The organism is bacterium (assembly GCA_023135785.1).
Taxonomy (GTDB): domain Bacteria; phylum CAIJMQ01; class CAIJMQ01; order CAIJMQ01; family CAIJMQ01; genus CAZNJA01.
This window is the reverse complement of sequence record JAGLSL010000040.1, coordinates 1-22817: the sequence shown is the minus strand read 5'-3', so window position 1 is coordinate 22817 and position 22817 is coordinate 1. Positions and strand designations below refer to the sequence as shown.

The 22817-nt window shown below is 35.4% G+C and carries 25 protein-coding genes and 1 tRNA gene; 12 read left to right on the top strand and 14 right to left on the bottom strand.

What is annotated here, in order from left to right; translation table 11 throughout:
* Positions 1-106 precede the first annotated feature (106 nt).
* Positions 107-1459 carry an HD domain-containing protein gene (locus KAS42_03670; protein MCK4905323.1) on the top strand — a complete coding sequence of 451 codons (1353 nt, stop codon included), beginning with the start codon at positions 107-109 and terminating at the stop codon, positions 1457-1459.
* 67 nt (positions 1460-1526) lie between these two features.
* Here KAS42_03670 and KAS42_03665 read toward each other — a convergent pair whose 3' ends face one another.
* The 11 genes from KAS42_03665 to KAS42_03615 all read right to left on the bottom strand — a co-directional run bounded on the left by KAS42_03665 (position 1527) and on the right by KAS42_03615 (position 9345).
* On the bottom strand, positions 1527-1760 hold the full coding sequence (locus KAS42_03665; protein MCK4905322.1) for a hypothetical protein: 234 nt from the start codon (positions 1758-1760) through the stop codon (positions 1527-1529).
* Between the two features lie 209 nt (positions 1761-1969).
* Entirely contained in the window at positions 1970-4375 is a 2406-nt protein-coding gene (nrdD, locus tag KAS42_03660; GenBank protein ID MCK4905321.1) for an anaerobic ribonucleoside-triphosphate reductase, read from the bottom strand.
* A 14-nt stretch (positions 4376-4389) separates the two neighbouring features.
* Positions 4390-4857, bottom strand: coding sequence for a transcriptional repressor NrdR (nrdR, locus tag KAS42_03655; protein ID MCK4905320.1), 468 nt, complete (start codon positions 4855-4857; stop codon positions 4390-4392).
* A gap of 359 nt (positions 4858-5216) precedes the next feature.
* Positions 5217-5738: a cytidine/deoxycytidylate deaminase family protein gene (locus tag KAS42_03650; GenBank protein ID MCK4905319.1), complete on the bottom strand. Its 522-nt coding sequence runs from the start codon at positions 5736-5738 to the stop codon at positions 5217-5219.
* 152 nt (positions 5739-5890) lie between these two features.
* Complete coding sequence (queF, locus tag KAS42_03645) at positions 5891-6298, bottom strand: NADPH-dependent 7-cyano-7-deazaguanine reductase QueF (GenBank protein MCK4905318.1); 408 nt, start codon at positions 6296-6298, stop codon at positions 5891-5893.
* Between the two features lie 48 nt (positions 6299-6346).
* Positions 6347-6721, bottom strand: coding sequence for a hypothetical protein (locus KAS42_03640; protein ID MCK4905317.1), 375 nt, complete (start codon positions 6719-6721; stop codon positions 6347-6349).
* A gap of 121 nt (positions 6722-6842) precedes the next feature.
* A complete protein-coding gene (locus KAS42_03635) occupies positions 6843-7037 on the bottom strand; it encodes an SHOCT domain-containing protein (GenBank protein ID MCK4905316.1) in 195 nt (64 codons plus the stop codon).
* A 31-nt stretch (positions 7038-7068) separates the two neighbouring features.
* Positions 7069-7686, bottom strand: coding sequence for a radical SAM protein (locus KAS42_03630; protein MCK4905315.1), 618 nt, complete (start codon positions 7684-7686; stop codon positions 7069-7071).
* A gap of 142 nt (positions 7687-7828) precedes the next feature.
* Positions 7829-8209 carry a 6-carboxytetrahydropterin synthase gene (locus KAS42_03625; protein MCK4905314.1) on the bottom strand — a complete coding sequence of 127 codons (381 nt, stop codon included), beginning with the start codon at positions 8207-8209 and terminating at the stop codon, positions 7829-7831.
* Positions 8210-8252: 43 nt separating this feature from the next.
* Positions 8253-8693, bottom strand: a complete 441-nt coding sequence (locus KAS42_03620) for a YkgJ family cysteine cluster protein (protein MCK4905313.1) — start codon at positions 8691-8693, stop codon at positions 8253-8255.
* A 52-nt stretch (positions 8694-8745) separates the two neighbouring features.
* The gene (locus KAS42_03615; protein MCK4905312.1) at positions 8746-9345 is read right to left on the bottom strand and encodes a phosphatase PAP2 family protein; all 600 of its coding nucleotides are present in this window, start codon (positions 9343-9345) and stop codon (positions 8746-8748) included.
* 209 nt (positions 9346-9554) lie between these two features.
* On the opposite strand from KAS42_03615, the gene KAS42_03610 reads away from it, so the two are divergent.
* Positions 9555-10007, top strand: coding sequence for a PilZ domain-containing protein (locus KAS42_03610; protein ID MCK4905311.1), 453 nt, complete (start codon positions 9555-9557; stop codon positions 10005-10007).
* Between the two features lie 77 nt (positions 10008-10084).
* Here the strand turns inward: KAS42_03610 and amrB are convergent, their stop codons facing one another.
* Both amrB and KAS42_03600 read right to left on the bottom strand, forming a co-directional pair.
* On the bottom strand, positions 10085-10888 hold the full coding sequence (gene amrB, locus KAS42_03605) for an AmmeMemoRadiSam system protein B (protein MCK4905310.1): 804 nt from the start codon (positions 10886-10888) through the stop codon (positions 10085-10087).
* A 4-nt stretch (positions 10889-10892) separates the two neighbouring features.
* Positions 10893-11378, bottom strand: coding sequence for an adenosine-specific kinase (locus KAS42_03600; GenBank protein ID MCK4905309.1), 486 nt, complete (start codon positions 11376-11378; stop codon positions 10893-10895).
* A gap of 100 nt (positions 11379-11478) precedes the next feature.
* Between KAS42_03600 and thiL the strand changes: the two genes are divergently transcribed.
* From thiL to cimA, 10 genes are all read left to right on the top strand, one after another.
* A complete protein-coding gene (thiL, locus tag KAS42_03595; protein MCK4905308.1) occupies positions 11479-12486 on the top strand; it encodes a thiamine-phosphate kinase in 1008 nt (335 codons plus the stop codon).
* Positions 12487-12750: 264 nt separating this feature from the next.
* Positions 12751-13218 (top strand): tRNA (adenosine(37)-N6)-threonylcarbamoyltransferase complex ATPase subunit type 1 TsaE, encoded by a 468-nt coding sequence (gene tsaE, locus KAS42_03590; GenBank protein MCK4905307.1) that lies wholly within the window; start codon positions 12751-12753, stop codon positions 13216-13218.
* 19 nt (positions 13219-13237) lie between these two features.
* Entirely contained in the window at positions 13238-14089 is an 852-nt protein-coding gene (locus tag KAS42_03585; protein ID MCK4905306.1) for a polyprenyl synthetase family protein, read from the top strand.
* Position 14090: 1 nt separating this feature from the next.
* Complete coding sequence (locus tag KAS42_03580; GenBank protein MCK4905305.1) at positions 14091-15380, top strand: homoserine dehydrogenase; 1290 nt, start codon at positions 14091-14093, stop codon at positions 15378-15380.
* A 287-nt stretch (positions 15381-15667) separates the two neighbouring features.
* Entirely contained in the window at positions 15668-16249 is a 582-nt protein-coding gene (locus KAS42_03575) for a phosphatase PAP2 family protein (protein MCK4905304.1), read from the top strand.
* Complete coding sequence (locus tag KAS42_03570; GenBank protein ID MCK4905303.1) at positions 16230-17285, top strand: threonine synthase; 1056 nt, start codon at positions 16230-16232, stop codon at positions 17283-17285. The genes KAS42_03575 and KAS42_03570 overlap by 20 nt, the downstream gene beginning before the upstream one ends.
* A complete protein-coding gene (locus tag KAS42_03565; GenBank protein ID MCK4905302.1) occupies positions 17282-18196 on the top strand; it encodes a hypothetical protein in 915 nt (304 codons plus the stop codon). Before KAS42_03570 ends, KAS42_03565 begins: the two co-directional genes overlap by 4 nt.
* 35 nt (positions 18197-18231) lie before the next feature.
* Positions 18232-19422: a cofactor-independent phosphoglycerate mutase gene (locus tag KAS42_03560; GenBank protein MCK4905301.1), complete on the top strand. Its 1191-nt coding sequence runs from the start codon at positions 18232-18234 to the stop codon at positions 19420-19422.
* 123 nt (positions 19423-19545) lie between these two features.
* On the top strand, positions 19546-20760 hold the full coding sequence (locus KAS42_03555) for an aspartate kinase (protein MCK4905300.1): 1215 nt from the start codon (positions 19546-19548) through the stop codon (positions 20758-20760).
* Positions 20761-20882: 122 nt separating this feature from the next.
* Positions 20883-22472, top strand: a complete 1590-nt coding sequence (cimA, locus tag KAS42_03550; GenBank protein ID MCK4905299.1) for a citramalate synthase — start codon at positions 20883-20885, stop codon at positions 22470-22472.
* A 167-nt stretch (positions 22473-22639) separates the two neighbouring features.
* Here cimA and KAS42_03545 read toward each other — a convergent pair.
* Positions 22640-22726 (bottom strand) — tRNA-Leu (locus tag KAS42_03545).
* Positions 22727-22817 lie beyond the last annotated feature (91 nt).

Genomic DNA, 22817 nt, shown 5'->3' with positions numbered 1-22817 from the left:
AAGACTAAAGACCTTTTTTTAGTCTATGGTCTTTGGTCTATAGTCTTCTGTCCAAAAGGTGTAGTCATTATACCACAATCTATAAGCTGTGCTATAATTGCCCATTATGGAAATGGGTATATTCAAAAAAATATACGAGATATTCAAAAAAGAAAAAGGGGAAATTTTTCTCGTAGGCGGTTCTGTTAGAGATATGCTTCTGAATAAAGAATTAACAGATTTTGATTTTGCCACTTCTTTCCCACCACAAAAGACAAGAGAAATACTGAATAAGAATAAGATTAAAAACTTTCCCGTGGGGATAGCTTTTGGCACTGTTGGAGCTATCATCGATGGCAAAGAGCTACATATAACAACTTACAGAAAAAAAGAAACATATCGTCCCCGAAATAGAAAACCTGCAGTAGAATTCGGCACAAATTTTGAGGAAGATCTTAAACGAAGGGATTTTACCATTAATACGCTTGCAATCTCTCCCGAGGGAAAAATCATAGATATATATAACGGAGCCAAAGATCTTTCGGAAAAAATAATACGTACGCCTTCTCATCCGGATGAATCTTTTCAGGATGACCCTTTAAGAATTTTAAGAGCGTTTCGTTTTCAATCCCAACTAGGGTTCAAAATAGAAAACGCGACCTATAAATCAATCGAAAAAAATGCGTTTAGAATAATGTATATTTCCGAAGAGAGAATTCGAGCAGAAATGAATAAACTCTTACTCGGAGAGTTTGTCATAAAAGCATTAACAGATATGATGAACGCAAAGATTTTGAATTTTTTCATACCGGAATTGTATCCGTTAAAAAACCTACATCAAGAAAGCGACCATCACCATAAAGATGTATGGCTACATACTTTAAAAGTAGTTGAAAATACGCCCAAAGACGAAACTTTGAGATGGGCAACATTATTACACGATATTGCAAAACCGTATGTAAAAGCAGTAGAAAAAAACGAGATTCATTTTTACAGACACGAGGAACTAGGCTCAAAGATGGCTTACTCTATCCTCTCACGTCTGAAGTTTCCAAAGGAACTTAAAGAAGATATATCGTTTTTAATAGCAAAACATATGCGTGCCAACCTTTATACACGGAAATGGACAGATTCCGCCGTGCGAAGATTTATAAAAGATATGGGACATCGACTTGATAAAGTTCTTATGTTATCTCGTTGCGATATAACTTCGTACAGAAAAGAAAAGGTAAGAGAAAAAATCAAGATACTTGATGAGTTGGGAGAAAGAATTAAAGATTTAAAATCCATAAAAGAATTAAAATGTCCCATTTCCGGAGACGACATTATGAAACAGTTCAATCTTTCTGCAGGGCCAATGATAGGAAAAATTAAGGACTTCGTAATGAACGAGATAATAGAAGGACGCCTGCCTCAAGACGCAGACAAAGAGATTTATTTCCAGTCTGCTTCCAAATTTCTTGAAAATACAAAAAAGTAAGCCCCGTAATAATAACAAACATTATTACGGGGCAGAAAACTTCAAAATCTTATTAAATTAAAAACAATTAGTCGTCTGTTTCTTCGCCGACTATTTTCTTTATTTCTTCCAATTCCATCACATGATTTCCTTCGTGAATCAATGTGGGAGTAGTCAAAACATTGTTATATGCGGCTTCTGTCAGTCCATCCAAAGTATCCACAAAAAATACAGGAATTTTTTGAAGATGTTCTCCGAGTTCACTTTTTAATTCTTCACATTTTGGACAACCATCGTTTCGTAAAAATAATTTGATATCCATTTGTTTCTCCTTTGTATGTTTACCCCGTTGGAATAATGCCTCGTCCCATAGCAAATTGCAACGACTCCCGACAATCCTGCCCGCAAGCAAAAAGACGGAATTTCCTTCGGGGTTTATTAGTTTTGTTCCAACCCTCCGATTCCCGTTGTAAAACTGTACCCGGAGACCTGCCCTCTCCGACGTAACATCGGAGCAAGCAGACGGAATTCTTATCCTATCCTGTAATTGCCTTTTTTCCTATCTTTTAGTTCTCCTATCTTAGATTTATTCCAATTATTTACGCGAGAAAAATAGCCGACGATACGAGTGACTCCATATACATCCGAACTTTCGCAATAACTGCAGGAATCTTTCAATCCCCTTGTCGAACGATGACAATTATTACACATGGTAAATTCGGGAGAAATAGCAATCTGGGCAGCTTGAGTATTATGGAACGTTTTGTCTATAAGATTCATAACACTTTCTTTTGACGGTTTTTGTTCGCCTACGAAAGCATGAAGTATAGCCCCAGACTCAATCAAGGGATGAAAACGACTTTGTTTTTCTATTCTTTCCACAAGTGAAATCGGAGCGTCAGCTCTGAAATGAATAGCATTTGTATAATAGTATTCCTCTTTCTCTATATCCCCCTTTATTACTTCTTTTGAAACAGGAAATTCTCGCAAATCAATTCTTGCAAGTCGCCTTGCCGCCGATTCCGCCGGAGATTCTTCCAAAGCAACCTTTAGGTTATGTTCCTTTCCCATCTCTTTGGCTTTTAAATTCATCCACGCGATAATTTTAAGACCTACTTTATACACTTCGTCATCTTCGTGAAGTTCTTTTCCCGTCAAGTGCTGAACGCATTCGTTAAGCCCAATTAGTCCGATAATATAAGTTGATTTTTCCAAATCTACATAAGGCCTATTATCTTTCACAGTCTTGCCTATCTGCCATAAAGGCATAGATGACTCAGACATCAATTCTGAAATAAATTTCTTCTTCTGAATATGAGCTTTCATTGCCAGCTTTATTGCCTTTTCTATTTCTTCCAACAGCCCTTCAAAATTGCCTTTTCCGGCGCGATAAGAAGCCTGCGGAAGATTAATCGTGACATTCTGGAACCCGCAAAATCTCATACTCTCGGGATGTTTTATCACATATTGGTCTTCCACTACGGTTCTTAAACGACAACATTGGGAAAGAGTTACTTCGTCTCTGTCAAAAACAAAATAAGGCGAGCCGTTTTCGGACGCAACCTGACAAGCATATTCAAAAAGTTCATTTTGCGCCGGGTCACTGAAAGTGTCTTTATTTATATGTAAATCCATCTTAGGAAAAGCAAACACGTGTCCATAGCAATCCCCTTCTCTCCACACATCCATCAACGCTTTGCAAAATCTTTGTGTTTCTTTTTCGTAGTCTTTGTATGTTTTCCCTGTATATTTGCCTCCCGGACCAATAGCAGGAACATCTGCAAGATAACTCGGGACACCGGTATGAAGATTAAAATCTAAAAATAATGTCTGTCCACCTCTTGAAAAAGCATTCTGTGAGCATGAAAATATTAAATACTGCGCCTCTTGTTTGAGCTGTTTATCGCTCATGCCTACAAGATAAGGAGCATAAAGAATATTTATGTATCCAACCCCCAAAGCGCCTGCATAATAAGCCTGCATGGAAGCAAGAAAAGTGTTCAAATGTCCGGTCAATGTGCGTGCATGAGAAGCAGGGAAAGAAGAAGTGTCAAGATTATTTAATTCAAGACCGTATTTTTTTATGTATTCAATGGAATGAGAAGAGCAGTAAACTCTAATAGGATAACCTAAATCATGAATATGGATAATGCCTTTTAAATGAGCTTGGGAAACTTCAGTAGAAAAAAGTTTTTCCAAGGAATATTGCTTTAAAGTATTTTCTGCAATTTCCAAATTTACCGCTTCGGGATTATTAGCGGCAATATTAGAATTTTCATTGGATTTAGAAAAAACTATGTTTTCAAGATTGAACATTGACATCCCCAACAGTTTTTCCCGTTTGAGATGCTTGCTGTATCCTCTTACTAAAAGTTCATTGTCAACCATTTCTCTTATTAGAATAGTCGAAATATTTTTAAGTTCGCTGCGCATAATTTTCTCTTCAACACTTGAAGCAATTGAGCTTGCAATGGAAGGGGAAATATCGCATTCCTTTATTAGTGCATCACTGATTTTTTTCTTATCCCATGGAAGAATATCAGCCATTTGACTGGTTGATACCATCAAAGCAAAATCCGTGGACGAAATATTAGCAGATTTTGTCCGCTTACTAACTTTCATAGTATTCCTTACTCTTTTTCGCCAATCTCTATAAAGTATGAATGTTTTTGCTGTTTTAGCATGTCCTGTCTCAATAAGGGCTTTTTCGACTGCATCTTGAATCTCTTCTATCTCAGGAACATCTACGCCTTTTTTACCAATATAGAACTCTACTACTTCTGCCAACTGGTCGGCTAAAAACCTGTCTTCACCACCAACAGATTCAGCAGCCCTAAATATTGCATCTGCAATCTTGGATTTGTCGAAAGAAACAATCCTCCCATCTCTTTTTCTCACTTTTTCTATTGTGGACTGCTTAGTTTGTTGTTTATCCATCAATTTCTCCATACTTATTTCCCCCCTCTTTTGGTGTGAGAAAATTGTTTAACCTCTTTTAAAAAATCATCTACGTCGGTGAACTGTCTATAAACGGACGCAAATCTTACATAAGCGATATCATCCATTTTCCTCAAACTGCGCATCACCATTTCTCCTATTTTTCCCGACGAGACTTCATCGTAAAACTTTTCCTTCACCTCCTTTTCTATTTCGTCAACCAAATTTTCGATATCCGCAATGCTAACCGGCCTTTTTTCGCACGACCTAATTAGTCCGCTCAATAATTTTTCTCTTTTGAATGGTTCTCTTCTTCCGTCTTTTTTAATAACCATAAAAGGGACACTTTCGATTCTCTCATAGGTTGTAAAACGCCTACTGCATTTAAGACATTTCCTCCTGCGTCTTATAGACAAAGAATTACCAGCAAGACGGGAATCAATCACTTTATTTGCCACATCACTACAATAAGGACACTTCATAATTAAATTAAAACACACATTTGAAATACAATAGAAATAAATAGAAATATGTTGAAATAAATTGTCCATCGACTATGTATTTCCATATATATCCATTGTATATCCACCGTATTTCTACCGTTATTAATCGGCAATTTGCACGTCTGTTCCATAAGGCAAGGGGAAACTTTAATGTTCTCACGAACAGTATATGTTGTATTCACAAGGACATTATAGCCCAATAGGTAGTGTTGTCAATAGCTTCTTGAAGTTTTTGTGGAGAAAAATTTCAGGGGTTATTTTAATTTGATATTCGCTTTGCTTATGCGCCTTTAATCTGTGTAATCTCGTGGTTTATAATCTCTGTAATCAATAAAATTCTAAGACAATTTCTTTATTCGCTGATACTGGTCTTTGAGGTAAAAATCGGGGTCTTTCTTCATTTCTTTTATCCACTTGCTAACTTTATACAACTTAATACCTTTTTCTTCTTTAACATAGACTTCAACTATTCCAGCGTTAATTATAGCCTTTTTGCATCTCCAGCATGGAGGCACAGGATATATCTTGCTGGTTACAATATCTTCTCCAAACAAATAAAGTTTTGCCCCAACTACAGATATTCCGTTTCGAGCGGCATTTATAATAGAGTTTTCTTCCGCGTGGATGCTTCTGCAGAGTTCATAGAGAAGTCCGGAAGGAATGTTTAACTTATCTCTCAAACAATAACCTATATCTATACAGTTTGGGGTATTCCTGGGAGATCCAACATACCCGTTGCTCAGCGCAACATTATCCTTTACAATTACTGCGCCGAATCTTCTCCTAATACAAGTGCCTCTCCTTGAAACCGCTTTTGCAATATTCAAAAAATATTCGTCCCAATCAGGTCTTTTTATCATAAAATAAATTCCTAATTACTAATATCCAATTCCTAATGAAATGTCCAATGTCCCCAAATATTTTCTCATATTCTATCATTTTGAAATTTATAAGTTAGATATTCAATAGAAATTAGAAATTGGGTATTGGAAATTCTTTCTTTGCTCCTTTTTCAAGGGTATTCCGCTTCAATTTTTATAGCTATTCCGCCTCTTGCGACAAATTCTCCTACAACCTTTGCTTTTCTCGGTTTAGCTGCCTTAACTACTTTTTCCAATATTCTATTAACAATATCTTCCGCAAAACTGCCACAGTTACGAAACGAAAACATAAAAAACTTTAAAGATTTTGATTCTATACACTTTTTATCGGGAACATACTGGATGGTTATTTTACCAAAATCCGGCTGGCTTGTTACAGGGCATATAGATGTGAACTCCGGACAAACAAACTCTATCCAATAATCCCTTTTGGGATAAGCATTATCAAATACTTCAAGCTGTGCCTCTTCGGGAGAAAGGGGAAATTTAATCTTCTTCTCACCAAGCAGTTTCAGCCCTTTTATTCTGTCTTTATTCATCAGTTTTATCTTAACATTTTCCATTTTTTACTACAAGAAAATCACCAATCATTTAACCTTATACACCTGCCAATTCTCATCAAGCCATATACCTATTACCTGAACACCCAAATCCCACGGTTGAACTGTTTCTATGGCAGATAATATTTGTTTTAATTGCGTATTTTTTCCCACAGGATTGCCAACACAATCATAATGCCCTATTATCGCAATAATTTTTGAATTGTGTTTATTTATTGAAACTGTAATTTTCCTTCTAATTGACTCTATTGTAATGGTGTCTATATTCTCTGCTAATAGCTTGTTTACTCCAGGCTCTGTAATCATATCCACATAATCTACTCCATATTCCTTTTTCATCCATTCAATTACAGGTATCTGAGTTCTTCCATCTACGCAGTTGATTGCAGTTGCGAATTTCATATCATTCATCTTTATTTATTTCTCAATTTCACTTAATGATTTGCGGATAAAAGAAGTTGCTGAAGGCAATTTGGGCAAAGCCTTTTATCCGCTGTTAGGCACAGTCAAGTCAATTTTCTTTTTAGATGCCAAGAATCTGTCTTTTCTTAGCATTAAATTCTCCCTCGGTAATAATCCCTTTTTCCCTCAATCCTGCTAATTTTTCCAACTCATCAAGGTTAGATGGTTTAGTCTCACTCTTTTCCGCCAAAGCTATTTTCTTCTCAATGGCTTCTTTCACTTTTCCGAAAGAGGATTGTTGACCTGTATTAAACATAATTGTATTTTCGTCTTGTTTCCCATTTAATTCACCCCACCCCTATTATCTTATGCAATTGCAGATGAATTCGCGCGTTTAGCCCGTCTTTGAGAATCCATTTGCTTAATACTTTTGGGGAAAGCTTGTTAAAGACGGGCGAAAGTAAAATATTTTTATCTGAAAGATTATACTTTTTAATTACCTTTTTAGCCCAGATATAATCTTTTAAATCTGAAAGTACGAATTTTATTTCATCTTGAACTTTTAATTTTTTCATATTTTCCCAGTTCATTTTGTTGTGCATTTTACTTGAAGGACATTTTATATCCATTATGACTATTGCTTTTGCTGGCAATTTGCCAATATCTACACTTCCGTTTGTCTCTACAAGAACCTGATATTTTTTCTTGATTAGTTCGCGGATTAATTTGTAAATTCTTTCCTGCAAAAGCGGTTCACCACCTGTTATTTCCACATGTTTAGTGGGATATTTTGATATAACAGACAAGATTTTTTCAACGGTATTTTCTTTCCCACCTTTTTGGGCATAAACAGTATCGCAGTAAGAACACCTTAAATTACACCCCGCGACTCTTATAAACGCGCAAGGTAATCCTTGATATGTGGATTCACCAAGTATTGAATAGAAGATTTCTGAAATGTTTATGTTGGATTGCATGAATATAAACAAAAATTATACGGAAATAGATTGAAATAAATAGAAATAAATTGAAATACATTGTTTTTTTACTACATATATCTACCGTATTTCTATGCATATCCACTGTATTTCTATTATTTTGAAAGATTTATCTTTCAAAATAACTTACTCCGCTATGTTCGCTTTCTTTAACCATAACTTTGGAAAGTTTTATTCCGGAACTATTTATTTTACTTTTCAATTCGTGATATATAAAATATGCAATATTTTCTGCGGAAGGGTTTTTATCCTTGAAAAAAGGAACCAAAAAGAAGTTACTTAAATCCTTATGGTCAAGTTTCCCCACAACCTCGGCGAGCTTTCTCTTTACTTCAAGAAAGTCTATCCCTAACCCCATTTTGTTTAGCTTTTTGCAAGTAATAAATACTTCTACCATCCAGTTATGCCCATGCATATTTTCACATTTCCCGTCATAACCCCGCAAACGATGAGCAGCCGAAAAACTCGTTTTTATCCAGATTTCATGCATTTTTTTTCTCCCACGAGATATTATACATCCATTCAATGTTATTTCATAGAAGAGAATCTAACCCGAGTATCTTGCTAATTTCTTCAAAACTATACAAACGGCCTTTATTCATCCCAGGACACTTTTCCGCCGCTTTTTCCCAAGCGTTCTTTGAATTAAGACTGCTAAACCAAAATGGCCATTTGCGACATTGACTGGGACGAACATTGTAAATTAGGCAGTTTTTGCAACCGTTTTGATTGCGCAGAAACACACAGTCTTTATTATCATGCCGTTCAATAAGACTTATCTTAGCTTCTATTTGCCGACAATATGTTTGCAACATTTGTTCCCTGGAAATTTTAAGCATATCAGCTATAAGGTCAACTTCTTCCTGCATTAACCAAACATAACCCTCTTCCGGCCCGCAACAACAATTTCCGCATTGTTGACACTGAAAATGCAATCCGTCAACATACCAAGGTGTTTCTATGTGAAAGCTCATAAATAAATTTCGGATTAGTTTTGTAAAATTTACTTAAAGAAGATTAAAAGTTTTACTCTTTATCAGTCTTAATTTTATCTGTCTTTTCAATAGGTAATAACTGAATAGTGGGAATTTTTTTATTGATAAGTCTTTCTATTCCAACAACAACAATAGCACAAGCTGTTCCTAGAATAGCCCCGGCAACAATATCCGAAGGATAATGGACACCGACATATACCCGAGAAAAACTTACCATGAAAGCTATGAATAAGTTCAATAACAAGAATTTTCTATAATAAAACGAAATTAGCAACATAGTTGCGAATATATTACTTGCATGAGTTGAAGGGAAAGAATATCTGGGGGAAGATTCCACAAGCGGTGATATATGTGAAAAAAACATATAAGGCCTTGCCCGAGAAAATATAGGCTTTATCACCTCCGAATTTATCTGGTTGGCAAGGATAAAAACTATTAGAACAAGTCCTGCAACTATTCTCCCTTTTTTACCTCCCCAAATAGCCAAAGCCAATAGAAATAACACTATTGGAATTTTCCAATAATCGAAATCTGTAATTATAGGCATCCAAAAATCAAAGAACCCCGTGTGCATAGATTCCTGGATAAAAATAAAGATTTTTTTATCTAACGCTATCAATGTATTAATCATTTATGCCTCTCTCACCCCATTAGAGCCCCGCCCGCCAAATCAAAGTCGTATAGCAAATAATATTTTTTCACTACCCCTAAAAAATAACCAAACATATTCTCTTTATCTCTAACGGGGTAAATTATACTTTTTGCGCGCTTTATGTTCAAATAATTGGATTTATTAATTTTTAAAAATATAGTAGTATATAGTCGAAAGGAATGAAAAATATGAAAAAATACCATACTGCTGATAAAAGTTCCAAGATGTCAAAATCGTTTCAAGGTCCTGATAGAAGAAAATATCCAAGGTTTGATTTCCCGTTTTTTATTCGCTATAAAAAAGGTGAAGAAATCTCAAAAGCAGATACCAATCAAGGAAGTATTTTATTTATAGAAAAAGGCCAAGAACTATCAATAGCGCGTGACATATCAATCGGCGGAATATGTTTTGCAACAAAAGAGCCCTTTGAGAACCGCACCAAATTGATGATAAAGATTTTTACCCCGATAAAAAGCGAACCTTTTACTGCTTTGGCAGAAGTTGTCTGGCAGAAAAAAAAGGTTTTAGCTCCGATATATCTTACTGGAGTTTCTTTCCTGAAACTGGATGACGATAAAGAGTTCACGCATCTATTGAATATGCTTACTGAACTGGAATTAAAAGAAATGATAGAGAAATAATTTGTAATCGGTTACTTTACAATCATCCCCGCGTATCCCATTCCCACCTCGGAGGTGGGAATGAGTCGCTACCCCGGTTACTTTACCGTCATCCCAGCATATCCAACTACTTCGGCATAATCCCTGGTAACATCTCCTGAAGTTTGATATTTTACAAGTTCGGCAGTTTTAGCGCCTAATTTTTTACATGCAATCAACATAACAGTTGTGGGAATATAGCCACACATTGATATATTAAATTCTTCTATCCTTTTTAATAAAAGTTTCTCGTCCAACTCCAAAATCGCATCAATTGCTTGCCTGTCTTTCTCATTAACTACATCATGAGATTCATAATGCGTCATATCCGAAGAAGCTATTATTAATATTTTCTCTCCTGCATCTTTTATAGCATTACTTATTGCCAAGGCAATGTCTTCATAAGAAGAATAGTCGCCGGAAGAAAGACATATGGGAATAAAAGAAATTTTAGGATTAAAATATTGCAAAAACGGAAGTTGAACTTCTATTGAATGTTCAAATGTATGAGCAGAAGCATCTTCTTCAAGTTCTTTGGAATTGGCAAGTATTTTTTCCCCGAGTGTTGAAGCAATTTTTATTTCACCTAACGGTGTTGTCCAACTTCCTTCGGTAACTATTGAAAAAGGCGCGCCTCTACCCGTATGATTTGGACACAAGATAATTACCTTGTCCGGAATTTGGATTCTGGAATATACGGCACCTGCAACAGAACCAGAAAACATATATCCTGCATGAGGAGAAATTACACCTAAAACATCTTGTTTCTTTGCTTCTTTTTGAATAAATCCTTCAATCTGCTTTTTTAACTCTTCGGGATTTGCAGGATAAAACTGACCTGCAACAACAGGTTTTCTAATCATGACTTCACCTTTTGTATCCGATTTTTCTTAACAATTCCTTTCTGGATTTAATTCCTGCTTCACCCTCAATACCATTAGGAGAAGAACCGTCTATTACCCCCATAACTCCCCTACCCTGCTGGGTCTGGGCTAAGATTACTTCCACAGAATTGGCAGTTGCGCAATATATCGAACATACTTCGGAAATATTTTTTAATGAATTTAATATATTTATCGGAAATCCTTCCTTCATAACTATTATAAAACAATGACCTGCGCCAATTTTTAAAGCATTTTTGGAAGCTATCTCTTTCAACTGTTCATCATTACCTTCAACTCTAATAAGACACTCGCCTGATGCTTCGCAAAACGCAACCCCAAATTTTATAGACGGGTTTATATTCACAATCGCCTCATAAATATCCTCAACCGATTTTATAAAATGCGCCTGCCCCAGAATTATATTTGCACCTTCGGGTATCCCTTCAATTTTCACAACTTTAAGTTCCATAAATTCCCTCCATTTATATATGTAATTTTATCATTACACAAAGAATTTTAACAACACCTACTATAGTGTATAATTCATGCTTAAATCAATAGAAGTTCAGATGATAAAAAATGAATTTGCTTTAATCAATAGAATTAGACAGGCAATAAGGGAACCCGCCCATAAGATAGCGGGCAGGAAACAAGATAAGGTAATAGTAGGTCCCGGCGACGATACAGCCGTTTTAAAAGTGTCCGGGAATAAATATCTCTTGTTTACCTGCGATTGTTTAGTTGAAAACGTTCATTTTTCATTAGATTATGCCAAACCGCAAGACTTGGGCTGGAAAGCATTGGCTATAAATATAAGTGATATTGCGGCGATGGGAGGAACACCTAAATATGCAACTATATCACTTGTATTAAATAAAAAAATCAACGAAAAATGGGTAGATGAACTATATAAGGGCTTTAAAGAATTCATAAAAGAATATCCTTTATCATTAGTAGGGGGAAATATTGCACGAGGCGTTTCTTCAACAGTTGTTGATATAGCAATAATTGGAGAAGTAAAGAAGGACAAGTTTGTAAAACGTTCTGGCGCCCAAATCGGGGATTTAATCATCGTTACCGGCACTTTGGGTGATTCTAAAGCAGGAATGGAAATTCTAAAAAAATCCGGAAAAAATCCAGTACTTTACAAAAGACATTTAAGACCTATTCCCCGGATCAACGAGATAAGAAAAATTATATCCAAAGTAAAACTAAATTCAATGATAGATATATCAGACGGCTTTACTCAAGACTTATTTCATATTCTTGAGGAAAGTAAAGTATCGGCATCTATAGATATATCAAAAATACCTGTTTCTTCCGCTCTAAAAGATTTCGCCAAAGATAAGGTCTTAGATTTTGCTTTATACGGAGGAGAAGATTATGAACTTTTGTTCACTTTATCTAAAAAAGAAGCAAAAAGATTGCCTTCCAGAGTAAATGGGACTATTTTGACCATAGTCGGGGAAATTATAACCTGCCCGCCAAATCCTGATAGGCAAGAGGGTAAACCGAAAATTTTTTCAAACAATCAGGAAATAATTCCGAAAGGATATAACCATTTTGGAAAATCCTAACAGATTAATGCAAAAATCAAAGTGCAAAAAGTAAAACGATAAATCAAAACTCAAAAATTTCAAGATTTCAAGAATTATAAAAAATTTTAAACTTTAACTTTAATATGTAATTTCCCTCTGCAATTTTTAAAATTGCGAGGACTTGGTCTCCCTAGAAAGGGACTAAATCCCTGGAATGCTCTGCATTCCTAGTGGCCTGAAATTCTCTGAATTTCTAGGGGTGATATTTGATATTTAATTTTTACATTAAGAAAATAAAAATATATGCAAATTAGCTTAATATCACATTCCTCGTCACAAACCAGAAATATCGGCGAAAAGATAGGCAAGGTTTTAAATAAAGGTGATATTTTGGGTTTAACAGGCAATTTGGGTGCCGGTAAAACCACTATGATACAAGGCATTGCTCGCGGTTTAGGAGTAGACAGTAAACAGTATGTTAGAAGCCCTTCTTTTGTCTTAGCGCACCAATACGAAGGGAAATTTCCGGTTTACCACATGGATTTATATCGTTTAAATACAAAAGAAATAGCCGACTTAGGTTATGAAGAGTATCTTTTCGGCGAAGGCGTATGTATAATAGAATGGATTGAAAAAATGCACAAGATTCCCGCAAGAGAATGGCTGCATATAAACCTTGATTTTTTACCTGCAGAAAACGCAAGAAAAATAACCATTGAGGCAAAAGGTAAATACGGGAAATTACTGAAATCTTTTGCAGATAACATGTAAAATAAGAGACAAGTTTTTTATGATACCTCTAATTTCTTCGGATTTGAAAAATTATATAGAAAAAAAGCGGAAAAAGGTAAACGTTGCGCTTAAAAAATTGTTACCTGCCAAAAATAAAGATGCCCTCTCAAAAGCCGTATACTACAGCGTATTATCCGGCGGAAAAAGATTCAGGCCGATTTTATGCATGGCAACACATGAAATGTTTCTGCCTGAAAATAACAATATATTGACCATTGCTTCCTCTATCGAATTGTTTCACGCTTTTACGCTTGTCCATGACGACTTGCCCTGTATGGACAACGACGATTACAGACGAGGCAAACTCACATTGCATAAAATTGTAGGGGAACCAATAGCTCTGCTAGCGGGAGATGCTTTGTTTAATTTAGGTTATGAGGTTATCATAAATTCAAAACTTCCCGACAAGACAAAAGTAAATGTTATTAAAGAAATTTCTTATTTTTTAGGGATAAAAGGGGTTGTCGGAGGACAAGCAAAAGATATAGCTAAAAGTGAAAAATTAAACATAGCGCAACTAAAAAATATATATATAGGTAAAACCGCCTCTTTAATAGAAGCTTCCGTTAAAATAGGAGGCATAGTCGCCAAGTCAAATAAAAGAGAACTTATGGCTTTATCCTGTTACGGGAGAAATCTCGGACTTGGCTTTCAAATTATGGATGATGTAATAGAGGCAAAAGAAGCAAAAAGCAAAGAGGAAAACTATGTAACCCTGCTTGGGCTTAAAGATGCAGAGAAAGAAGCAAAAAAGGCAATAAAAAAATCTAAAAATGCCCTAAAGATTTTCGGGGGAAATGCTAAAATACTAAATCATATAGCTGATTGGTGTTTAGAAAGAAAAAACTAAAATGAAGAAAATATATGTAGGAATCATAGGATTCGGGAATATCGGAAACGGCACAGTCAAACTTTTAAAAAAGAATTTTACCCTGATTAAGAAAAGAATAGGGATGGAAATTCATATAAAAAAAATCGCAGATATAGATGTCAAAAAAAATAGAGGCACAAAAATAGACAGAAAGACATTCACCAAAAATGCAGAAGAAGTTATCAACGACCCTAAAATACAAATAGTTTTGGAACTTATGGGGGGAATACATCCCGCCAAAGAATATATTATCCAATCTCTTAAAAAAGGCAAAGCTGTAGTCACTGCAAACAAAGCGCTTCTTGCCGAAGAAGGCAGGGAAATTCTAAAAACCGCTTTAGACAACAAGCAGGATATATATTTTGGAGCAAGCGTTTGCGGAGGGATACCGATAATAAAAATAATAAGGGAAGGAATGCTTGCTAATCGCATAAACTACATGGCTGGAATAATTAACGGAACTGCCAATTATATTTTAAGCAGAATGGAAGAGGGATTCACTTTTAAACAAGCGCTTATAGACGCACAAAAAAAAGGTGTCGCAGAAAAGAACCCATCATTAGATATTGAGGGAACAGATGCGGCTCACAAACTCGCCATCTTGGGAAGCCTAATTTTCAACATACCTTTGACTTTAAGCAACATATATACAGAAGGTATTTCCTTGCTTACTCCTATGGATTTAAAATTCGCCAAAGAGTTTGGTTATGTCATAAAATTACTAGCAATAGCGAAAGAAAATAATGGCAACTTTCAATTCAGAGTGCACCCAGCTTTAATAGATACAAAACATCCACTAGCTACTGTAAAAGACGAATATAACGCAGTATATATTGAAGGTAATGCAACCGGAGAAATGCTCTTTTACGGAAAAGGAGCAGGACAAATGCCTACTGCATCCGCCATTTTGAGCGATGTTATTGATATAGCAAGAAATTTTAAATCTAAAACTTGCATGAGGATTCCTCCCATTGCATCCTATGAAAAATCATATAAGGTTATTCCCCTGCAACAACTAAAAAGTTCTTATTATTTGCGAATGATGGCGATTGATAAACCAGGCGTTCTTGCCAAGATAGCTAATATTCTCGCAGAGTATAAGATAAGCATTGCTTCTGTATTCCAAAAAGAAAGAAATAAAGCTGAAGCGGTTCCAATAGTAATGATGACTCACGAGGCAACAGAAAAAAACATAAGCACGGCAATCAAAAAAATAGACAAATTACCTGCCGTCAAAGGAAATACTGTTAGAATAAGAGTGGAAAAATGATACACAGAAGACAGAGAACAGACGACAGAAGAAGTATATCCCCCCTAGTTTTCCTTTTGAAAACTAACAGGGGGGACGCCCAAAGAGTTGAATTTATTTTATTAACAGCTTTGGGCGCAGAGGACAGAAAAAAAAAGATAGAAATAAAATATTGAAATGCAATTAAAATATATTGCTTCGCTACAATGTATTTCTATCATATTTCTACGTATATCTATTATATTTTTTTCATTATGTGTTTTTCTGTATTCTGACATCTGATTTCTGACCGAACGGAGTGAGGAAATATGGATATTCTAATAAACTTAAATCATAATCTTTTTCTTTTTCTCAACCAATATAATTTTCCTTTGACTGATAAATTAATGCTTCTTCTAACACATACGGGAAACGGATTGGTTTTGACAACTTTTATTCTTATTGCTTTAGCTATTTTTGACAGAAAAAAAATGTTGCGGGTATTTTTATCTGTTCTATTAGCCGGGATAGGCGGGGGAATTGTTGTCCATCTTTTGAAACTGGGTATAGATGCTTCAAGACCACTAGCCATTTTTCCAGATGCGCACTTTTTAGGAGAACCACTGAAGATGGGCTCTTTTCCTTCGGGACATACACAACTTTGTTTCTCAACTGCAGTAATCCTTGCCAAAGAATACAAAAAAAATTGGAAATTATTTTATCTGTGGGCATTTATAGTCGGATACTCAAGAATATATGTAGGAGCACATTTCCCAATGGATATAATAGCAGGTGGAATAATCGGTTATCTATCGGGTAAATTTATCGTCTGGTATAATTGGTTATTAAATAAAGAATTTTGCGAACCTTTGAATACGAAAAGAGAAGAAAATGTGGCAGGGAATAATTAATAAATATAAAGAGTTTCTTCCGGTCGGAAAAGATACACCCATAATAACACTCAACGAGGGCAATACTCCACTTATATTTGCTAAAACATTATCAAAAATAATCGGAGCTAAAGTATATTTAAAATATGAGGGTGCAAACCCTACAGGTTCTTTTAAAGATAGAGGTATGACACTGGCTATCTCAAAAGCAATAGAAGAAGGGTCTACTTCTGTAATGTGCGCATCTACAGGCAACACTTCAGCTTCAGCTGCGGCTTATGCCGCAAGGGCGGGAATAAAATGTACGGTTTTAATACCTGATGGAATGATTGCACTTGGCAAACTTTCTCAAGCACTTATGCACGGCGCAAAGGTCATCGCTATCAAAGGAAATTTTGATGATGCATTGGAATTGGTTGTAAAAATCACTTCATCGCATCCTGTAACATTAGTAAATTCCCTAAATCCATATCGTTTGCAGGGACAGAAAACAGGCGCTTTTGAAATATGCGACCAACTCAAGAAAGCACCGGATTTTCATTTTATACCTGTGGGAAACGCCGGCAATATAACCGCTTATTGGATGGGATATAAAGAATATAAAGATAGAGGAAAGATAGACTCTCTACCCCAAATGATAGGATGGCAGGCAGAAGGCTCCGCTCCGATTGTAAATAAAATGGTAATAAAAAAACCTGAAACAATTGCAACGGCAATCAGGATAGGAAACCCTGCAAGATGGAAAGAAGCAGAAGATGCTGCCTCATCTTCCGACGGCTTTATAAATGCAGTGTCTGATAAAGAAATTTTAAACGCATATCATCTTCTTGCAGACCAAGAAGGCATATTTGCGGAACCGGCCTCTTGCGCTTCGGTTGCAGGTCTTATAAAAGCAAAAGAAAAAAACCTTCTGCAACTAAAAGACTCTCTTATCGTATGTATACTAACAGGATGCGGACTTAAAGACCCTGACAGAGCGGTTCAAGAATCGCCCAAACCAACTGTCTTGTCAAAAGATGACATAGGGAAAATGCTGGACATAATAGGTGTTAAATGAAAAAACGTTTTTATTTCATAACAACAATAATAGTTCTACTGACAATTATAACGCTTGCAGTTGTCCAGATTTCACTATCCTCTAAAATAAAGCAGACAATAAAGAATTGGGCAGGGGAATACGGCATAGAAATTTCAGATTTCAAGTGCAATGTAAATCTTTTGGCAGGAAATATCAATTTTAAAAATTTAACTCTCAAACAGAAAGATAATGTTTTCAAGATTAAAAGAGGGTATATTACTTTTAAAATTTCGGATTTCCTATCTGATAGAAGCATCAAAGGAATACATATAATCAAAGCAGAGCTAACGCTCGAAAATTTTATTCCGTTTTCCTTTCCGGCTATGGCAAAAAACTCTTTCTCTATAGATGAAATAGAAATAAAAAATTTAATTTTAAAAATCGGTCGTTCTAACGGTGAAAATGTTTCAAACGTCAATGTGTCCTGCTCATTAAAAAATATGGGGGCAAACAAAAAAACAACATTTTCAATTAAGGCATCGTCTAACTCTTCTTTTGTGGAAATGAAAGGAGATTTTGATTTCGATGATTGGAAAAAACGTCTTGCCTATCAGGTTCTTGCAAAAGATATACCTCTTGAGATGTTAAATACTTTAGAAGAGAAATTTTTACCAGAGAAAGTAAGAGAACAGCTTCTTTCTCTTTATTTAAAAGATGTTTTAGCAGTAGACATTAAAGGAAAACTGAATATTACCGGGGACGGCGAGATATACGAACAGAATATAGATTCTAAATTAAAATTCTTGGTATCTGAATTATCATGTGAAACAGAAAACCAGCGCATTAAATCTCTTATAAAAAAAGTAATGAGCAAAGGGGTTTTGGAAATCGATTATAAAATATATGGGACAACATCAAATCCATTCCTAACGTATGATATCGCTTTTTGAAAAATACGAAGGTATCAACTAACAAGTATAGAAAAATGAAATACATAATGCTTATTGGCGATGGTATGGCTGATAGGAAAATTGCAAACAGGGGCCGTAAAACACCGCTTCAATTGGCAAAAACTCCTAACATGGATAAACTCGCCAAAGAAGGAGAATGCGGGATGGTAAAGACCCTGCAGCCCGAACTACCAAAGGGTAGCGACGTAGCAACAATGTCTCTTTTGGGATACAACCCTAAAAAATTTTATACAGGCAGAGGTCCGCTTGAAGCTCTTAATCTTGGCATAAATCTAAAAACAAAAGAAATTGCTTTTAGATGTAATTTTGTTACCGTTTTAGATAATAAATTAATTGATTATTCCGGCGGTCATATCTCGTCAAAAGAAGCAAAAATTTTAATAGAAGTATTGCAGCAAAAGCTGGGAAACAACCAATTTTCTTTTTATGCCGGGTTGTCTTACCGTAATATTATGGTAGCGCGAAAAAATTCAGGTATATTATTAGATAATTTAGAAACCCGACCTCCTCATGATGTAACAGGGACTCCTTTAACCGATATTTTACCCAAAGGTAAAAGTTCCGCAATATTAAGAAGAATAATGCAAAAGTCTTACGAATTATTGAAAGACCATCCTGTAAATATAAAAAGACAAAAAAGAAAAGAAAATCCGGCAAACATGATATGGTTATGGGGAGAAGGTGAGAAACCTACCCTACCATCTTTTTATAAGGAATATGGTAAAAAAGGCGCGGTTATATCGGCAGTAGATATTGTAAAAGGCATAGGAAAAGCTATCGGTATGGAAAGCATATTTGTAAAAAGAGCTACAGGATTTCTGGATACAAATTATCGCGGAAAAGTAAATGCAGCTATTAAAGCTATAAAAACCAAAGATTTTGTTTTAGTCCATTTGGAAGCTCCCGACGAAGCAGGACATTTAGGAAATGTAAATTTAAAGATTAAAGCCATCGAATTATTTGATAAAAAAATTGTGGGAGAGATACTAAAATATGTTTTAAAAAGTAAAGATGAATATAAGATTTTCGTAGGATGCGACCACGCAACTCCCGTAATGTTAAAAACGCATACAGATGAAGCAGTTCCCTTCGTAATATGGGGAGACAAAAGAAATGGCTGTGTTTCTTATGATGAAATAACCATCCCTGCTTCTTCTTTATATTTTGAAGAAGGTTATAAATTAATGAGATACTTTTTAAGATAAAAAATCTAAAAGATATACATGGATATATGTGGAAATATAGTAGAAATATGTAGCAGAAAGACAATTTATTTTGATATATTTCTATTGTATTTCAATGTTAATATTTGATTTATTGGAGAAAACATGGCATTGATAGTGAAAAAATTCGGTGGTTCTTCTCTGGCAACACCTGAACATATAAAAAAAATAGCCAAAAGAATAGTAGAGGACAAACAAAAAAACAACAGTATAGTCGTTGTAGTATCCGCAAGCGGAGATACTACTGATGATTTGATTTCTATGGCAAAGAAAATGCATCGCAATCCGCCACACAGAGAAATGGATATGTTGCTTTCAACAGGAGAAATAGTTTCAAGTTCTCTTATGGCAATGGCCATAGATAATTTAAAAGAAAAAGCAATTTCTCTTACAGGTCCGCAAATAGGAATTATGACCGACAGCGCGCACACACGCGCTTCAATCAGGAAAGTTAAAACCGAAAGAATTAAGAAGGAATTACAAAAAGGTAATATAGTCATTGTAGCGGGTTTTCAAGGAAAAGACGACTGTGACGAAATAACTACACTGGGAAGAGGCGGCTCAGATGCTACAGCAACCGCTTTGGCAATAGCGTTAAAAGCAGATATATGCGAAATATTTACCGATGTTGAGGGTATATATACTTCAGACCCAAGAGTTGTTAAAAATGCGAAAAAAATAAAAATAATTTCTTACGAAGAAATGCTCGAAATAGCATCAAGCGGCGCTCAAGTAATGCAATCAAGGTCAATAGAACTGGCAAGTAAATACAAACTCAAGCTTCACGTTCGTTCAAGTTTTAATAAAAAGGAGGGGACGATAATAATGGAAGAATGCGAGTCAATGGAAAAAGTTTTTGTAAGAGGTGTGGTAATCGCTAAAAACGAAGCAAGAGTTACCATTCATAATGTTCCCAATAAACCCGGAATAGCCGCTTATATTTTCGGGAAAATAGGCAAAGAAAAAATTAACGTCGATATGATTATTCAATCTTCCGATCATCAAGGTAAAAGCGATATATCTTTTACTGTAAACGAAGAATCGCTTGCTCAAACGTTAGAAGTGATGGAGAGAGCAAGAGAACATCTTAAAGCAGAAAAAGTTTCAAGCGATTCAGACATCGGCAAAATAGCGGTCGTGGGAGTTGGGATGAAAACTAATTCAGGCATTGCAGGAAAAATGTTTGAAGCATTAGCAAGAGCAAATATAAACATAGAGATGATTACAACCTCTGAGATAAGAATTTCCTGCGCGATAAGAAGAAAACTATGTGACAAAGCTATAAAAGTCCTGCATGAAGAATTTGAATTGGGAAAATGATAAAATATCGGGTCTAACATTTAAAATTAAAATTTATTGAACCTATATTATTATGAATAAAGTGAACCCCGTTAGAAAATCAAAACGAGACGGAGTTTATTGCCTCAAAAAGGAATAAAATTATGCTAAGCCCAAAGAAATTTTCTAACGGGGTGAAAATATATGATACTACCTTAAGAGACGGAGCCCAATCAAAAGGGATATCTTTCTCTTTGGAAGATAAATTAAAGATAGCAAAAAAACTTTCCGAAATAGGCATCCATTACATTGAAGGCGGTTGGCCGGGTTCTAACCCCAAAGATATAAGTTTTTTCAAAGAAGTACAAAACCTAAATCTTGGCAAAAGCAAAATAGCAGCTTTCACTTCTACTAGAAGAGCAAATACAAAAGCAGAAGAAGATGTTTCGCTTAGAAGGTCTTTGGAATCACAAACTCCGGTAGTAACAATATTCGGTAAAAGCTGGAAACTACATATAACGGACGTTTTAAAAACAACGGAAGAAGAAAACCTGAAGATGATAGAAGAATCTGTCCGATTCTTCAAAAAACACAATAAAGAAGTTATCTATGATGCAGAGCATTTCTTTGACGGATTCAAAAATAGTTCCTCTTATGCCTTAAAAACTTTAAAAGCCGCAGTAAAAGGCGGAGCAGACTGCGTCGTTTTATGCGATACAAACGGTGGTGCTCTACCCTCTCAAATCGTTTCAATAACAAAAAAAGTCAAGGAAGTAATAAAATGTGAGGTGGGAATTCATACTCACAACGACAACGGAATGGCAGTGGCAAATTCAATAATAGCCGTAGAAAACGGCATAACTCATATTCAGGGAACCATAAATGGATTGGGTGAAAGATGCGGAAATGCAGACCTTATTACAATCATCCCAAATCTACAGCTTAAAATGGGAATCAAATGCTTAACTGATGAAAACCTGGCAAAATTAACCGAGCTTTCTCTTTATATTGACGAAATTGCTAATTTAATCCCGATGAATAACCAGCCTTTTGTCGGAGAAAATGCTTTCGCGCATAAAGGCGGTATGCATGTAGACGCGGTAAAGAAAAACACGGTTACATTTGAACATATAAATCCTGTTCTCGTAGGCAATAAAAGAAAAATACTGGCTTCGGAACTTTCGGGAAAATCCACTATTTTTCTTAAAGCCAAAGAAATGGGAATCAATTTAGATGAAAAAGATCCTAAAATAATCAGTTTATTAAATAAGATAAAAGAATTGGAATACGCAGGATACCATTTTGAAGCGGCGGAAGCTTCTTTTGAACTTTTAATAAAAAGAAATTTTGCCAAATATAAAAAATTCTTCCATGTGGAAGGATATGATGTTCATGTTTACCTCAAAAAAAACAAACTTTCTTCAAAAGCAACAATCAGAGCCAAAGTAGACGGACAAGAAAAACATACCGCTTCTTTAGGCGACGGTCCTGTTGATGCGCTGACAAATGCGTTAAAGAAAGCTCTGATTGGATCCTATTCATCTTTAGTAGACTTTGAATTAATAGATTATAAGGTGAGAATAATTAATCCAGAAGAAGGAACCGCAGCTAAAACCAGAGTTCTTATACAATTCCGCGACCATAAAAGAACATGGGCTACAGTCGGAGTTTCTACCAATATAATAGAAGCCTCTTGGGAAGCAGTAGTTGATGCAATAGAATATAAACTACTTAAAGACCAGGAAGAGAGATAAGACAGACTAAAGACGCTGAGATTTCAATATCCCCATTAATCCTTCTAGAGTCGTATAGTGCCAAAGATTATTATTCTCTATTAACTGTTTATCCATTTTAAGCGTTTATTTTACAAGTCCATAAAGTTTACAAACTTTCCCCTTAATTCTGGGTCTTTGGTCTGAAATGGTGCCGAAGGGGGGAGTTGAACCCCCAATCCCGTTAGGGAACATGGACCTGAACCATGCGCGTCTGCCAATTCCGCCACCTCGGCATATTACCAAAATCAAATACCAAAAATAGAAATAGATTGAAATAAGTGGAAATACATTGAAATATATTGTTTGTCTACAAAGTATTTCTAT